This is a genomic window from Actinomyces sp. (assembly GCF_030530635.1).
In the GTDB taxonomy this organism is placed as follows: domain Bacteria; phylum Actinomycetota; class Actinomycetes; order Actinomycetales; family Actinomycetaceae; genus Actinomyces.
The window spans coordinates 29,285-44,885 of sequence record NZ_JAUMUL010000023.1; the positions used below are offsets into that span (position 1 = coordinate 29,285).

Sequence of the window (15,601 nt, forward strand, 5' to 3'; positions counted from 1 at the left end):
GGCCGGAGAATGTGGGCGGTCCGGTCATGATGTGGTCTCCGTACTCCCGGTGTCGGGCTCCGCCGTGGTGGCATCGTCGATGTCGAAGGTCTGCGGCAGGGGGGCGTGTCCGGCCAAGTGCAACACGCGCACATCCAACGTCCGACGCTGCCGCTGGGCCTCGGCAACATGCGTATTGTGGAAGCGCCGGGCCAACACCAGCCGGTAGGCGGCCTTGTCGAGCCTCGCCAACAACTCCCTCCCCAGCGGCTCGGCGCCGAGGGCTGCACGCGCCTGCAAGCCTACGACGGTGCGGATCACACGAGACAGGTCGGACTCGATACGGGCCCGGCTGCGGGGACCGCCGCTGTCAGCACCTCGCCGACCCGAGGCGTCCACATCCAGCCCGTCGTCCACCAGTTGTCCATCAGCATCGAGGGCGTCGTGGGCGGCTCGGGACAGCAGCAGCGCCGACGCCGGGTCGAGCAGACCGGAGGCTGCCAAATCGGCGGCCGCCTGTGCGCGGTGCACCAGTTGCGCCTCGAGAGTGGCGCGCGAGCCCAGTACCTGGCGGTGCAAGCGGTCCACCCGCAGCGCCTTTGCGTACAGGGACCACGCTACGGCAAGTACCACGAGCGCCGCAGCGAGGACGATTACAGCGGTACCCAACCATGCCGGTGAGTCCCCAGACAGGGCAAGTGTTGAGACTGGAAGTGGCGGCCACGTATGGGCGGACGGGTTAGGCAGCATGGTCTCCTCAGGTCAGTCCTCAAAGGCGTCACGCAGTCGGCCCACCATGGTGCGTGAGCCGGGTGCGACGGTGACGCGGGTGTGGGCGGTGGACAGGGCCATGTCGTATACGTCCAGAACAGCATCGGTCACGGCCGACCAGTCGTATCGGTCCACAATAGCCGCTGCGGCCTTGCGCCGGAGATCGGCAGCAGCTGCGTCGGTGAGGGTATTAACGACGGCCCGGGCCAAATCATCGCCGTCGCCGGTCCGGAACAGGGCTCCGTAGGCGCCGGCACCGAGCACGTCGGAGAAGGCGGTCAGGTCGGAGGCGACCACATGGGTGCCGGCCGCCATCGCCTCCACCAGCACAATGCCAAAAGACTCCCCACCGGTCTGTGGGGCCACGTAGCAGGAACACGAGGCGAGCATGGCGGCCTTATCGGAGTCGGAGACGCCACCGAGGAAGACCACCCGATCGCCGTAGCGGGCCAACGCCGCCCGTTCCTCACCGGCGTCGCCGCGGCCGGCGATCAGAAAACGGGCTCCGGGAATATGAGCCAGGACAGTCGGGATGGCGCGAGCCAGTACCTGCAAGCCTTTCCGGGGCTCGTCCAGTCTGCCTAAGAAGGAGATTGTGGGTGCGTCGATGGTGCCGACGAAACGCGGATCATCCTTCGGGGCGCGCGCGAAAGGAGCCACGTTGACGCCGTTGGGGATCACCACCGCGTCACCGCCGTGGTATTGGATCAGGGTGCGGCGGGCCTCCTCCGAGACGGCGATACGGGCGGACAGCTTCTCCATCAGTGGCACGGCCACCGGAGACAGCAGTTCCCGAGCCAGCGAGCGGTCCATCGCTGCGTGGAAGGTGCCCACAACCGGACCGGTGGTGGCCTGGAGGGCAAGCATGCCTACAGAGGGGGTAATGGGCTCGTGAATGTGCAGCAGATCGAATTCCCCCGCCGCGAGCCACCGGTTGGCGCGGCGAGCCACCGCGGTACCGAAGTTGAGGCGGGCGACCGACCCGTTGTAAGGGATGGCGATGGCATCGCCGGCGCTGTCGACCCAGTCGGGCAGTTCCAATTCCGGAGATGCGGGAGCCAGTACCCGAACCTCATGCCCGCGGTGCATCAGTTCCCGGGCCAGGTCCATGACGTGTACCTGCACGCCCCCGTGGGCATCCAAGGAGTAGGGGCAGACGATCCCGATTCTCATGCGCCACTCCCAGTTTCACCCTCGCCGCCCGAACCCATGGTCTCGGCGGCGTGGCGGCGGGCGAGCCGTGCCGGGTCCAGATCGGCATCGAAGACCGGCTGCAGCATATGCCAGTCGGTGGCGTGCGCGACCAGACGCGGAGACAGATCGGCCACCCATGCGCGTGTCCAGGCGACCGTCTGCTCGCGTCCCTCCAGGCCCGCGGGCACGGCGACGGGACGGATGGTCAGTACTATGCCCCACGGCGAACCGGCTCGACGGCGACGCCGTCCCTCCAGACGCTCATAATGCAGGGACGCGTTGTAGAGGGGCACTCCGAGCCGGACCGCCAAGGCGGCCGGTCCTGCAGCCACTCGTGCCGGATGACCGTTCAGATCGGTGAGGATGCCTGAACTGGACAGGTCGCGGTCCGCGAGCAGGGCGACCACGTAGTGTCCCTCGCGGGCCGTGCGCAGGAGCCGGTCGAACACCCTCTCACCGCGGCCCTGGCCGATCACCTTCATGCCCAAACCCTGGCGGAAGTCAACGAACTGTTCAAACAGATCAGCCGGCTCGAGCCTTTCGGCGACGGTGAGCACTTGGGCGAGCTCCCGGCTGGCCCAGGCGCCGGCGAGGTCCCAGTTGCCCATATGTGGCAGGGCGAGGACGATAGAGCCGCGGGAGATGTCCGCATAGACCTGAGGATCGATGTCCGGGCGCACGCGAGCATGAATCTGCTCCTGGCTCATCGCAGGCAGAGCGAAGGCCTCATAGAAATAGCGCATGTAGGAGCGCATGCCGGCGCGGGACGCACGGCGCAGCTGACGGGCGGTGGCGTCGGGTAGCAAGCGGGCGAGGTTCTTCTCCAATTGCCCGACGCCCTTGTCTCCGCCCCGCAGGCGGTGCAGGGCCCAGGCCGCATCCGCCCCGAGCACCGACAGCCCGTAGCCGACGGGCGCTGGCAGCTTGCGCACATGCCGCCAGGCGAAGCGGTACAGGTCCTCAATGCCGATGCTCATGCGCTCGCCTCCGCGGCCGGCCGGGTCAGTTGCCGGTGGACGGTACTCACCCGCTGAATCACGGTGATCAGCGAGCCGACGGCCACCAGCGCCAGGGCAGCGGTGAGCACCCATGCGGGCGCACCCAGGCCGACGGCGAGGACCCCGACGGCGGTGAGGACCAGCCGGTCGGTGCGCTCGGCAATGCCGACTGCGGCGGTGGCGCCCACGGATTCGGCGCGGGCACGCGCGTAGGGGACGGCGGCGGCCAGCACCAAGGTGGTTACGGCGATGGCAACCGTCCAGGTGCGCAGCGGCCCGGCTTGGAGGTGCAGGGCGGCCCATACGGCCAAAGAGCCGAAAACGGCGCCGTCGGCCAGGCGGTCCATGGTGGAGTCCAAGAACGCCCCGAATGCGGAACTCGTGCCGGTCAGGCGGGCGAGGATGCCGTCGAAGGAGTCCCCGATCAGCACGACCGCCAGCAGGATGGGACCGAGGATGAACCGCCCCTGCGGCAGGGTCAGCACCGCTACGGTTATGGTCGCCACCGTGCCGGCGACAGTGAGCATATTGGGGGTGACACCGATCCGGGCCAGCCCCCTGGCGGGGGCGGTGAACAGGGCCCGCGTCACCCCCCTTCCGTGTTGTCCGAGCATGGTGGGCTCCTCAGTGACCTCGACCGGTGGGGCCGTCGGTTTCCGAGCCGGTTGGCGCCATATCCCAAGCTGCGGCCAACCGGTTCCGCTGATCACCCAGTAGCTGGGGCACCGGCTTGGTCTTACCGATGATCGGCATGAAGTTGGCATCCCCGGTCCAGCGCGGTACCACATGCTGATGCAAGTGGGCCGCGATTCCGGCACCCGCCACCTGCCCCTGGTTCATGCCCAGGTTGAAGCCGTGAGGGTTGGAGACGGCGCGCACCACCTCCATGGCGCGGGCGGTAAGGTCACCGATCTCGGCGCGTTCGGAGGCGGTGGCCTCGGTCCAGTCCGAGACGTGCCGGTAGGGGCAGATCAGCAAGTGGCCGGTGTTGTAGGGGTACAGGTTCATCAGCACATAGGCGGCCTCGCCGCGATGAACGATCAACGCCTCATGGTCGTCTCGGCCGGGGGCGGCGCAGAAGGGGCACTGGGCGGCGGAGTCGTCGGTCGGCCTGTCCTGCCCGCCGATATAGACCATGCGATGCGGGGTCCACAGTCGCCCGAAGGGGTCGGGGGTGTCGGCGGGTTGAAACGGAACTTCAATGCGTACGCCGTCAACGACCATGCCCTCCAGGCCCCGGAGTTCCGTGAGCGGACGGACGGCGTCCGTATCGGTTCCGCGCCACTCGGACTCGGCAGGATCAGTCATTGGCAAGCCTCTCCCCTGCCGGGTCGTTGATGCGCTCGGCGATGACGCGGGTGATGTGGGCTACGGCCTGGTCCACCGGCACGCCGTTGGTCTGGGCGCCGTCGCGGAAACGGAAGGAGACGGCCTCGGCGTCGGCGTCCTCCCCGCCGGCGATCAGCGTGAAGGGGACCTTCTCCTTGGAGGCGTTGCGGATCTTCTTGCCGAAGCGGTCGTCGGAGTGGTCCACCTCCACGCGCACGCCCCGGGCCCGCAACTTGGCGGCGACCTCGTCGACGTAGGCGTCGAAGGCCTCGGCCACCGGCACCAGGCGCACCTGCACGGGGGCGAGCCAGGCGGGGAAGGCGCCGGCGTAGTGCTCGGTGAGCACGCCGATGAAGCGCTCCACGCTGCCGAGCTTGGCGGCATGGATCATGATGGGGCGGCGGCGGGTGCCGTCGGCGGCGGTGTACTCCAGGTCGAAGCGCTCGGGCTGGTTGAAGTCGTACTGGATGGTGGACATCTGCCAGGTGCGGCCGATGGCGTCCTTGACCTGCACGGATACCTTGGGGCCGTAGAAGGCGGCACCGCCCGGATCGGGCACCAGTTCCAGCCCGGTGGAGGTGCACACCTCTTCAAGGGTGCGGGTGGCGGACTCCCAGTCGGCGTCGGAGCCGATGAACTTGTCCTTCTTGGCGCCGTCCTCGTCGCGGGTGGACAGTTCCAGGTAGAAGTCGTCCAGGCCGAAGGCCTTGAGGATGGACAGGAAGAATTCGATCTGCCGACGGATCTCCTCCCCCGCCTGCTCGGGGGTGCAGTAGGTGTGGGAGTCGTCCTGGGTGAAGCCGCGCATACGGGTCAGTCCGTGCACCACGCCGCTCTTCTCGTAGCGGTAGTCGCGGCCCATCTCGAAGAACTTCAGCGGCAGCTCCCGGTAGGAGCGTCCGCGGGAGCGGAAGATCAGGTTGTGCATGGGGCAGTTCATGGCCTTGAGGTAGTACTCCTGGCCGGCCTTGGTGACATTGCCGGCGGCGTCGAGTTCCTCGTCGGCGAGCATAGGCGGGAACATGGTGTCCGCGTAGTAGGGCAAGTGGCCGGAGGTGTGGAACAGGCCACCTTTGGAGATCTCCGGGGTGTGGACCAGGTCGTAGCCGGCCTCGATGTGGCGATCGATAACGTACTGCTCGATCTCGTGGCGCAGGATGCCTCCCTTGGGGTGGAAGACGACCAGCCCGGGGCCGATCTCCTCGGGGAAAGAGAACAGGTCCAGTTCAGCGCCGACTCGGCGGTGGTCTCGGCGGGCGGCCTCGGCCATGCGGGTCTGGTAGGCCTTCAGGTCCTCCTTGGTGGCCCAGGCGGTGCCGTAGATGCGCTGGAGAGAATCGCCGTTCTGGTCGCCCTTCCAGTACGCGGCCGAGGAGCGGGTCAACGCAAAACCATTGCCGATGAATCTCGTAGAGGGCAGGTGCGGACCGCGGCACAGGTCCTTCCAGGCTACGGTGCCGTCGCGGCGGACGTTGTCATACATGGTCAGGCCGCCTGCACCGACCTCCACGGAGGCGGCCTCAGCGCCGGCGCCCTTGGTGCTGATCAACTCCAGCTTGTAGGGCTGGTCGGACAGTTCCACACGCCCTTCGGCCTCGGTGATGTCGCGCCGCCGGAAGGTCTGGTTCTCCTTGACGATGCGCTTCATGCGCTTCTCGATCTCACGCAGCAGCTCGGGGGTGACGGCGTCGATGCCCCCGAAGTCGTAGTAGAAGCCGTCGGTGATGAAGGGACCGATGCCGAGGTCGACATCGGGAAAGAGCTCCTGGACGGCCTGCGCCATGACGTGGGTGGCGGAGTGCCGCAGAATATTCAAGCCGTCCTCACTGTCGACGGTGATGGGCTCGACGACGGCGCCCGCAGGGAGCACCCGATCCAGGTCCCAGAGATCGCCGTCGACCCGCATGGCCACAACACCATCGGCCTTGATCCGCCCGGCGAACAGGTCGGCGCCCGTGGTGCCCTCCTCAAGGCTGCTGCTGACGCCGTCGAGGATGATGTCGATGGTGGACTGGTCGGACACGGAGGCTCCTTATTTGATCAATTGATCAGCTCGCGGCGAGCTGTACTGGTGCTCGCCCGCACCGGATCATACCGAGTAGCGCCGCCGTCACGCGCGGCAGTGGTAACGCCACCGCGCATAACGGCGCCCTCAGTGTCAGCGACCGAGCCGCTTGCGCACCAGGTGACGCGTACGCCGTGCCATCCCCAGGGCGCGGTACACCAGCGGACGAGTGGGCACATCCCAGGCGCCGTCGACCTCAGTGGGATGCTGGGCGAAACGGCGCTTGTAGCGGCCCACGCCGTACAGTTCCGGGACCCGAGTGGACTCGGCCCCCATCAGGTCCAGGCTACGCAGTCCCTCCTCGGCGAGGCTGCACGCCACCGCCCAGTCCAGTGCCTCGGCTCCGCGGAAGCTGCGTGACGCATTGGAGGACGCGCCATAGTAGGTCGCCGCATCCTTTCCGGAAACGGTCACCAGGTCCCAGCAGTGCGGCACGCCGTCACGTCGCAGCACGAACAGCCGCGCGTGCTGCGGTCCCAGCGTGGTGAGCATGTCCCAGTAGACCTGGGAGGGGTGGGGCCGGAAACCGTCACGCTCGGCGGTGGCGACAAGCACTTGGTAGACGCTCTCGAACTCCTCCCGATCAAGACCGGTCTCCTCGGCGATGGTGCAGCCGGCCTCGCGGGCCACGCGCTCGGCCCGTCGCACGCCACGGCGCCCGTCCTTGGGCATTGCCGCCCGAATGGCCTCGGGAGTACCGGGGCGCAGGTCGATCACATAGGTGCGGTCATAGGTGATGGAACTCATTAGCGGCAGGGTGTCGCGGGCACAGAAACGGGCGTGCATACGGATGAACGCAATACGCCGGTCGCGGCGCAGTACTTCGCGTACAAGCAGCCTACGCAGCTCGGCCTCGCGGTCCGGGGTCTGCTCGCCGAGCCATACCGGCCCGTGCTTGGCCCACAAGAAGGTCCATCCCCCCATCGAGTAGCGGTACAGGGCGATCACCGCCACCTTCTTGGAGTCCACCTCGTATGCGTAGCGGCCGAACAACGGCCTTCCTTGGCTGCGCTCAAAGGCCTCCCACGGCTCCAACTGCTCCAGGGGCGCGGGCGTGCCCCCGATCGCGAGGCGCATCTGGCGCGCGTCGAGGGCGGCCAGGCGGCCGCGGACGGATGACGGCACTACGGCCATATGAGCACACTCCTAAGTGAAAACTGTGTTTTCACCATGATACTGCCCTGAGGTATCGGCGCGGCATCCTTCGGGGGGATGATCGATCACCCCGCCTCCTCCTCAGAAAGATTACCCCACACTCCTTCGGGTGCAGGACCTCGGTTCTCAACGGCGCCGGCGCAGCAACGGTTTGGGGTGATAGCGGTGGAACTTGCGGTCGTGGTTGAGCTTCTGGACGGCGACCAGCAGGCGGCGACGCAATGAACGCTCGGCGGGATCCAGGAGCGGATCGACGGCACGCGGCACCAGCCGCAATACCCTCCGGCGCAATTCCGGGTCGTCGAGCTGGTGCAGCAACAGGTGGTGCGGCAGCAGGCTGTAGAGCGCTTCACGCCGAGCCTCCCGGCGCGGACCGGGGCGGCCGTCCACCAGGTCGGAGATCATGGGCACCATCGGGTTGATACCCGCGGCGCTCATGTAGAAGGAGTTCCGGCCGATGCGGGGGTTGACCTCGAAGAACACGGCGCGCCCGTCTCGGGGGTCGATCTTGATGTCGAGGTTGGCGAAGCCGCGGTAGTCGACCTGGGACAGGAGCCGCTCAGTGGCTTCCCACAGCTCCGGGTAGGGCTCGGTGATCATGGCCACAGGGTTGCCGATCAGTGACGGGACATGGTCCTCCAGCAGCACCCTCGCCGAACCGATCACGGTGGTCTCACCAGTGGAGGCGACGTAGGCGGTGACCGAGCGCATGGCGTCGTCGTCGCCCGGAATGCGCTCTTGTATCAGGAAGGTGGAGGTAAAACCCGCCCGCCGCAAGTCCTCCCACAGTGCGTGCAACTGCTCGGGGCCCTCCAGGAAGTAGATCTTTCGCTTCCCCTCGAATTTCACCTCGTCCCAGTCGGCACCGACGGCGGGCTTGCCCACCAACGGGAAGGGGATGTTGATCTTCGGGTCTCCTGAGGCCAAGTCGGCCCCGGTGACCACCACCTGGCGGGGCGTACGCAGTCCCACAGATTCACACGCCGCACTGAAGCCGACCTTGTTGCTCAGGCGTTCCATCGCCTGCACGGAAGGGAATGGCACGACATAGACCGGCTCGAGCTCCTTCCGATGGGAGGCGAGCGTATGGGCCACCGCGTCCTGGTTCGCCATGACAACGGCGCTACGTGGGGCACGTCCGGCGGCCAGTTGCTTCAAACGGGCGATCAGGGCCGTACTCTCGAGCGCCTGAGGGATCACGTCGATGTACGTGGACAACACGATGGCCTGAATCGGCTGGGTCGAGATGAGCTTCACCCGCTGGCCGGTGGCCTCATGAAGCTGGCGAGCCAGGGCGTAGGCACCGATGTCTCCACCGATCACGACCGGCAGCAGTTCTGGTCGGTTGCGTGGGTAGAGCTGCGCGTCGGTCAAAACAACCTCCTGCTGGTGTACCCGGTATCGGGGCGTGTCAACGAGGAAGGCCCCGAACCAGACCGGTCCGAGGCCACACCCGTGGGCGATACTGGGATCGAACCAGTGACCTCTTCCGTGTCAGGGAAGCGCGCTCCCGCTGCGCCAATCGCCCGAGCGGATGACGGGACTCGAACCCGCGACCCTCACCTTGGCAAGGTGATGCTCTACCAACTGAGCCACATCCGCATGTCCGGCCTCCCGCAGGAGGCACGGAACAGAAGTTAGCAGAGCGGCCCGGACGCTGACAAATCCACCACAGGGCGGGACTCACCTGCCTCACAGCCGTCTAGACCCCGTGGAGACCACCCCCGGTCACCCCCACCCCCGAGATCGCCGCGGCGGCATCCCGCGCGGCGGCATCAATCCGTGGCACAGTTGGGCCCATGCACAGTCCCGCAATCGCCTCCGGCGAATCATCGGAGCAATCCGCGCAGCCCGCACCAACAGCCAGTGCCCAGTCACCGGGAGCGCCGCTCGTGGAGGAGCAGGAGCGCCCCGGCCAGTCGGTCTGGCCGGGGCGGCCGTACCCGTTGGGCGCCAACTACGATGGCTCCGGTACCAACTTCGCCCTGTACTCTTCGGCTGCCGAGGCCGTTGACCTGTGCCTGTTCGACGACGCCGGCCGGGAGACCCGCATCCGTTTGACCGAGGAAGACGCGGATGTATGGCACGCATACCTGCCGTCGGTACAGCCCGGGCAGCATTACGGCTACCGCGTGCACGGCCCCTACGATCCGGCGAGGGGGCACCGCTGCGACCCGTCCAAACTGCTGCTGGATCCCTATGCCAAGGCCATCTCCGGTCAGGTGACCGGTTCGCCGGCGTTGTACTCCTACGACTTCAACGACCCGGCGGCGCGCAACCAGGAGGATTCCGCATCCGTCACCATGCGCTCGGTGGTGGTCTCCCCCTACTTCGACTGGGGAAGGGACCGGCCACCGGGGCACGAATACCACAACACGATCATCTATGAGGCTCACGTCAAGGGCCTGACCGAACTCAATCAACGCATCCCGGAGCACCTGCGCGGCACCTACGCGGGCCTGGCCGAACCCGCCGTCATCGACCATCTCAGCAAGCTGGGCATCACCGCGATCGAGCTGATGCCCGTGCATCAGTTCGTAAACGACGCCTTCCTGCAGGACAAGGGGCTATCGAATTATTGGGGATACAACACCATCGGCTACTTCGCTCCGCACAACGGCTACGCGGCGCACGGCACCGACGGCCAGCAGGTGCAAGAGTTCAAGGCTATGGTCAAGGCCCTCCACGAGGCCGACATCGAGGTTCTTCTGGACGTGGTGTACAACCACACCGCCGAGGGCAACCATCTCGGCCCGACCCTGTCCTTCCGGGGAATTGATAACGCCGCCTACTACCGGCTGGTGGATGGAGACCAGGCCCATTACTTCGATACCACGGGCACCGGCAACTCACTGCTCATGCGATCCCCGGCAGTGCTGCAACTGATCATGGACTCGCTGCGCTACTGGGTCACAGAGATGCATGTGGACGGCTTCCGTTTCGACCTGGCCTCCACGCTGGCGCGCCAGTTCCACGAGGTCGACAAGCTCTCCGCCTTCTTCGAGATCATCCACCAGGATCCGATCCTGTCCCAGGTCAAGCTCATTGCTGAGCCGTGGGATGTGGGTGAGGGCGGCTACAACGTCGGCGAGTTCCCTGCCCTGTGGAGCGAGTGGAACGGCAAGTATCGGGACACAGTACGCGACTTCTGGCGGGGCGAGCCGTCCACCCTGGGAGAGTTCGCCGCCCGTATCACCGGCTCCTCGGACCTGTACCAGCGTTCGGGCCGCACCCCGGTGTCCTCCATCAATTTCGTCACGGCGCATGACGGCTTCACCTTGAGCGACCTGGTCTCCTACAACGAGAAGCACAACGAGCCCAACGGGGAGAACAACGCCGACGGCGCCTCGGACAACCGTTCCTGGAACTGCGGAGCCGAGGGGCCCACTGACGATCCGGGGGTGCTCACGTTGCGGGGCCGACAGGTGCGCAACTTCATCGCCACCTTGATGTTCAGCCAGGGCGTGCCCATGCTCTGCCACGGGGACGAGATGGGACGCACCCAGGGCGGCAACAACAACGGCTACTGCCAGGACAACGCGACCACCTGGGTCAACTGGGACCTGACCGAGGAGCAGGAGGACCTGTTGAGGTTCACCCGCAACATGATCCGCATGCGCAAGGAGCATCCGGTGCTGCGTCGGCGCCGCTTCTTCACGGGAGAGGCCGGCCACGGAGGAGAATCCGAGCTCGGTGAGATCGAGTGGCTCAGTCCATCGGGCGGCCGTATGACCGACGAGGACTGGGACACCTGGTATGCCCGCGCCATGACGGTCTTTCTGAACGGTGACGCAATTCATGAACCGGACGAACGCGGTCAGCGCATCACCGACGACTCATTCCTCGCTCTGTTCAATGCCTCAGGAGAGGACATCGTCTTCACCCTGCCCGGTCCAGACCACTCCCCCCGTTGGCGCACCGTGCTCGACACCGCCCCGACTGCCTCCCCACGTCCCGAGCAGGTCGCGACCGGATACGGCGAGGAGCGGGAGGCCGGACAGGACGTGACCGTCGAGGCCCACTCCATGCTGTTCCTCATTTCGATTCCCGAGCCCGACCGGCCCGGTCCCGACCGCGGCAACCACTCCGCGCTGTCCGAGGACGCCGTCCCCCCGGTCCCTGAACCGGGCCCGACCCCATCCACGCCCCCGCTCGCGCACCCGGGGACCGAACAGCCGCAGGGAGGAGTTGCATGAACAACGCCGAACGGAACCGAGACTTCACTGCCCCCATGCACTCTCCGAACACGCACCTACCCAGAGCGGGGCGACACCTGCCGATCACCACCTATCGGCTGCAGCTGGGAGCATCCTTCACCTTCGACGACGCCCGTGCCCAACTGCCCTACCTGCGTGAACTGGGAGTAACCGACCTGTACCTGTCGCCCGTCCTGGAGGCGAGCCCGGGCTCGACCCACGGCTACGACGTCGTCGACCACACCCGCATCAGTAGCGTTATGGGCGGCAGGGACGGCTTGGAGAGCCTGGCTCGGGATGCTCACGCAGCGGGCATGGGCATCGTGTTGGACATCGTGCCCAACCACATGTCAGTGCCGACTCCACTGTGGCACAACCCGCCGCTCTGGTCCGTCTTGCGCAACGGGACGGATTCACCATACGCGAACTGGTTCGACGCGCCCCGTGGCGAGAGGCTGCTGATGCCGGTGCTCGGTAAGCGCATCGGACAGGCGCTGACCGACGGCGAGTTCACCGTGGAGCGCATGCTCGTTCCCACCGAGTCGGAACGGGGCGAGCAGTGGGTGCTTCGCTACTACGACCATGTCTTTCCACTGGCCGCGGGCACGCAGAGCCTTACGTTGCCCGAACTGCTGCAGCGGCAGCATTACCGACTCGCCTACTGGCGGGTCGGCGACGAGGAGCTCAACTACCGGCGCTTCTTCGACATCGCCACGCTGGCGGCCGTGCGGGTGGAGGATCCGGAGGTGTTCGCCGGCTCCCACGCACTCATACTTGAACTGCTCGAGTCCGGCACTATTGACGCGCTGCGCGTGGACCACCCAGACGGGCTCGCCGACCCCGAGGGTTATTTCGCACGCCTATCGCACGCCACCGGTGGGGCTTGGATCGCGGCCGAGAAGATTCTCGCCCCCGACGAGCTACTACCGACCTCGTGGCATGCGGCCGGCACCACCGGTTATGACGCCTCTTGGCGGATCGACCAGCTGCAGGTCGATCCGGCCGGTGCACGCACCCTCGGCTCGTTGATGCGGGAACTAACCGGCAACGTTCCCATTGACTATGACCGTGTCTGTGGTGACGCCAAGCGGGAGATCATCGCCGGCTCGCTGGCCGCGGAGGTGAACCGGCTGGTGGAGCTGCTGCACGCGATCACCTCCCGGGACCTGTATCTGTCCGATCACACTTTCCGGGACCTGCGCGCCTGCGTCGTTGAGCTATTGGTAGCCGCCGACCGCTACCGGGCATACATGCTGCCGGGGCAGAAGGCGGAAGCTGAACAGGCCGCGGTGCTACGGGCCACCGCCCAGCAGGCGCGCGAACGGCTCACCGCCGACCAGTACCCCACACTCGACCTGGTCGTGGCGATTCTTCTGGGCGAGCAGGTCGGCGCCGGTGAACCCTCCGACTCACCTGAGCGGGCCGAGATCATCACTCGCTTCCAGCAGGTGTGCGGCGCGGTGACGGCCAAGGGCGTGGAGGACACCACCTTCTACCGGTGGACGCACCTGACCAGCCTGACCGAGGTGGGCGGCGACCCCGGAGGCTTCGCTTTGCCGGCTGACGAGGCGCACGCCTGGGCTCAGCGCGTCCAGCACAGCTGGCCCGCCACCATGGTCACCTCCACCACCCACGACACCAAGCGTAGTGAGGACGTACGGGCCCGCATCGACGTGCTCGCCTCCTACAGCGCCGAGTGGGTGGAGCTCGTCCATCGGCTGCGCGACCTGACCGCCGACGTGCGCCCCGCCGACCTGGATGGAGTCACCGAGAACCTGTTGTGGCAGACCCTGTGGGGCGCCTGGGCACCTGCCTCAGGCGACCCGCTCGACAGCGCACGACTCGCCGCCTATCTCATCAAGGCGTCCCGGGAACAGAAGTCGTGGACCACCTGGACGGACCCGGACACCGAGCGCGAGAGCCAACTGGCCGATTACGCGTCCAGCCTGTTGGCGCGCGCAGACGTGGCCGAGGAACTCAACGAGTTCGCCGCGCTGACCTCCCGCGCCGTGACGGACACGATTCTGGCGAAGAAGGCTATGACGCTGACCTGGCTCGGAGTCGCCGACGTCTATCAGGGCAGCGAGGTGACGCGCACATCGCTGGTGGATCCGGACAACCGCCGCCCGGTCGCCTACACCGGCGTTTCCGGACTGCGTGCCGCCCTGGGACGGGTGTCCCAGATGCCTTCCGACACCAAGATGACCTTGGACGAGGCGAAGCTCGCTCTGACTTCTCGGTTGTGTCGCCTGCGCGCCGAGCGTCCCGACACCTTCGTGGGCGACCGCTCCGGTTACCAACCGCTACCGACCACCACGGCCTGTGCCTTCGCCTACGCCCGTCTGTGTGACGGCGAACCGGATGTGGCCGTGGTAGTGCGACGCCTTGGTCGCCGCCTCGAGCGGCTCGGCGGCTGGGCCGGCCACACGATCGTGCTGCCGCAGGGTACTTGGACCAACGTTCTCACCGGCGCCGGAATCGACGGCGGCACCCGGCTTCTAGCCGAGGTCGTCGGGGACGAGTCGGTCGCCGTCCTAGCCCGCCCGCGCGACCTAAGCCTGTGAAGGACGCCGCCCTTCGGGGGCGAGAGCAGCTACTGCTGCGTGCCCCCCGTCGGCGGCGGTCCCAGGGTCGTCGTCCTGACCGCGATGCAGTGAGCCGAGGCGCTGGCGTAAGGAGGCGGAACGGGTCTCCACCCGGTGTTTGAGTTCGAGGGCACGCACCAGGGCACGGTAGACGTGGGGTCGCACGGGCACATCCCAGGGACCGGCGATATCCACCGCGCCGTCCGGGGTGAACTTGGCCTTGAAGGAGCCGACGCCGCTGAGTTCGGGGGTGCGTTCGGAGCCGGATCCCATCAGGTCCCAGGTGCGCACACCGCGTTCACGTAGCCAGCAGCCCTCCTTGTACAGCAGTGCATCGGCGGCCCGCACGCGGCGCCCCTCAGCGGTTGAGGCGGCATAGTAGCGGCCGGCACCGTCGCCCCACACGGTGTCTATGCTCCAGGCCAGCGCCTCGCCACCGGCACGACGAGCCACATACAGTCGGCAGTGCTCCGGGCCGAGAGTGCGCAGCATTGTCCGGTAGGTCTCCTCCGGTGCGGCGTGGAAGCCGTCACGTTCTCCGGTCTCGATGAGGATTGCGTACAGTTCTGCGAAGACTTCCTCGGCATGATCGGTCTCGTCGTGATAGGTCAGTTCAACATTGCGCAGCGCCTTGCGCACGTCGCGACGTCCGCGCGGCTTGAAGGAGGCTAGGAAGGCCTCGTCGTCCTCACGGTCCACGTTAAGAATCACGGTCCGGTCATACGCCATGGTCTGCAGTAACTCGTGCAGCTGCGGAGCCGGGTGGTTGAAGTGTAGGCGGACGAATACGACGGCGGGGTCGTGGAAACGCACTCCCTCGACTACCAACTCGCGCAACTCGGCCTCTTCGGCGGGGGTCGGGGCAGCGCCGAGCCATACCGGGGCATGACGCGCCCACAGGTAGGGGAATCCGCGCACTGTCGTGCGTGTCAGGGCGATCAGGGCGCGCGGTGTACCGGCGGCACTCTCATAAACCAGGCGGCCCCACGGCTCGCGATCCTCCATAGCGGCATCGAAGGCGTCCCAGACCGCCGTCTGTTCGATCGGCAGGGTAGTGCCGGCGTCGGCTGCGACGCGACGAAAGGTCTCCCAGTCGATGCGCCGCATAGAGCCGCGCGGTGCGGGAGAGTTGGCGTTGTCGGGCGAGGTCATGAAGTGCGCTCCTGTCCTATGTACTTGGCGCGGTTGATGTCGCCTTTGCGGGCAGAACCCGCCTGGCGGGTGGGTCTCGTAGTGTGGTGGCAATTCCCGCGGTGGTTTCCTCTGGTAGGGGGGCATCGTGGGAGCCCGTTGTTCATCCGTCCAAAGATTCACGAAGGAGACCCACGA

General features: G+C 66.8%; 11 protein-coding genes and 2 tRNA genes. 2 read left to right on the forward strand and 11 right to left on the reverse strand.

What is annotated here, in order from left to right; translation table 11 throughout:
* Positions 1 to 24: 24 nt before the first annotated feature.
* The 10 genes from Q4A20_RS07260 to Q4A20_RS07305 form a co-directional block, all read right to left on the reverse strand.
* Positions 25 to 648 carry a hypothetical protein gene (locus Q4A20_RS07260; RefSeq protein ID WP_303121824.1) on the reverse strand — a complete coding sequence of 208 codons (624 nt, stop codon included), beginning with the start codon at positions 646 to 648 and terminating at the stop codon, positions 25 to 27.
* Between the two features lie 93 nt (positions 649 to 741).
* Positions 742 to 1,923, reverse strand: coding sequence for a glycosyltransferase family 4 protein (locus tag Q4A20_RS07265; RefSeq protein WP_303121804.1), 1,182 nt, complete (start codon positions 1,921 to 1,923; stop codon positions 742 to 744).
* Complete coding sequence (locus Q4A20_RS07270; RefSeq protein ID WP_303121806.1) at positions 1,920 to 2,921, reverse strand: phosphatidylinositol mannoside acyltransferase; 1,002 nt, start codon at positions 2,919 to 2,921, stop codon at positions 1,920 to 1,922. The genes Q4A20_RS07265 and Q4A20_RS07270 overlap by 4 nt, the downstream gene beginning before the upstream one ends.
* Entirely contained in the window at positions 2,918 to 3,556 is a 639-nt protein-coding gene (gene pgsA, locus Q4A20_RS07275; protein ID WP_303121808.1) for a phosphatidylinositol phosphate synthase, read from the reverse strand. The genes Q4A20_RS07270 and pgsA overlap by 4 nt, the downstream gene beginning before the upstream one ends.
* Before the next feature lie 10 nt (positions 3,557 to 3,566).
* Positions 3,567 to 4,166: an HIT domain-containing protein gene (locus tag Q4A20_RS07280; protein ID WP_303121826.1), complete on the reverse strand. Its 600-nt coding sequence runs from the start codon at positions 4,164 to 4,166 to the stop codon at positions 3,567 to 3,569.
* Positions 4,167 to 4,242: 76 nt separating this feature from the next.
* A complete protein-coding gene (thrS, locus tag Q4A20_RS07285) occupies positions 4,243 to 6,294 on the reverse strand; it encodes a threonine--tRNA ligase (protein WP_303121810.1) in 2,052 nt (683 codons plus the stop codon).
* Between the two features lie 135 nt (positions 6,295 to 6,429).
* Positions 6,430 to 7,470, reverse strand: a complete 1,041-nt coding sequence (locus Q4A20_RS07290; RefSeq protein WP_303121812.1) for a GNAT family N-acetyltransferase — start codon at positions 7,468 to 7,470, stop codon at positions 6,430 to 6,432.
* 147 nt (positions 7,471 to 7,617) lie between these two features.
* Entirely contained in the window at positions 7,618 to 8,865 is a 1,248-nt protein-coding gene (locus Q4A20_RS07295; protein ID WP_303121814.1) for a carboxylate--amine ligase, read from the reverse strand.
* 82 nt (positions 8,866 to 8,947) lie between these two features.
* Positions 8,948 to 9,019 (reverse strand) — tRNA-Val (locus Q4A20_RS07300).
* A gap of 1 nt (position 9,020) precedes the next feature.
* Positions 9,021 to 9,093, reverse strand: a tRNA-Gly gene (locus Q4A20_RS07305).
* Between the two features lie 197 nt (positions 9,094 to 9,290).
* Between Q4A20_RS07305 and glgX the strand changes: the two genes are divergently transcribed.
* Positions 9,291 to 11,687, forward strand: a complete 2,397-nt coding sequence (gene glgX, locus Q4A20_RS07310) for a glycogen debranching protein GlgX (protein WP_303121816.1) — start codon at positions 9,291 to 9,293, stop codon at positions 11,685 to 11,687.
* Between the two features lie 35 nt (positions 11,688 to 11,722).
* Positions 11,723 to 14,251, forward strand: coding sequence for a malto-oligosyltrehalose synthase (treY, locus tag Q4A20_RS07315; RefSeq protein WP_303121818.1), 2,529 nt, complete (start codon positions 11,723 to 11,725; stop codon positions 14,249 to 14,251).
* Here the strand turns inward: treY and Q4A20_RS07320 are convergent.
* Complete coding sequence (locus Q4A20_RS07320) at positions 14,240 to 15,424, reverse strand: GNAT family N-acetyltransferase (protein WP_303121820.1); 1,185 nt, start codon at positions 15,422 to 15,424, stop codon at positions 14,240 to 14,242. The genes treY and Q4A20_RS07320 overlap by 12 nt on opposite strands.
* Positions 15,425 to 15,601 lie beyond the last annotated feature (177 nt).

Bases quoted from the DNA above. Each gene is read 5' to 3' on its own strand.
- Q4A20_RS07265 (WP_303121804.1), bottom strand. From the start codon at position 1,923: ATGAGAATCGGGATCGTCTGCCCCTACTCCTTGGATGCCCACGGGGGC.
- pgsA (WP_303121808.1), bottom strand. From the start codon at position 3,556: ATGCTCGGACAACACGGAAGGGGGGTGACGCGGGCCCTGTTCACCGCC.
- Q4A20_RS07320 (WP_303121820.1), bottom strand. From the start codon at position 15,424: ATGACCTCGCCCGACAACGCCAACTCTCCCGCACCGCGCGGCTCTATG.
- treY (WP_303121818.1), top strand. From the start codon at position 11,723: ATGCACTCTCCGAACACGCACCTACCCAGAGCGGGGCGACACCTGCCG.
- glgX (WP_303121816.1), top strand. From the start codon at position 9,291: ATGCACAGTCCCGCAATCGCCTCCGGCGAATCATCGGAGCAATCCGCG.
- Q4A20_RS07290 (WP_303121812.1), bottom strand. From the start codon at position 7,470: ATGGCCGTAGTGCCGTCATCCGTCCGCGGCCGCCTGGCCGCCCTCGAC.
- Q4A20_RS07270 (WP_303121806.1), bottom strand. From the start codon at position 2,921: ATGAGCATCGGCATTGAGGACCTGTACCGCTTCGCCTGGCGGCATGTG.
- Q4A20_RS07280 (WP_303121826.1), bottom strand. From the start codon at position 4,166: ATGGTCGTTGACGGCGTACGCATTGAAGTTCCGTTTCAACCCGCCGAC.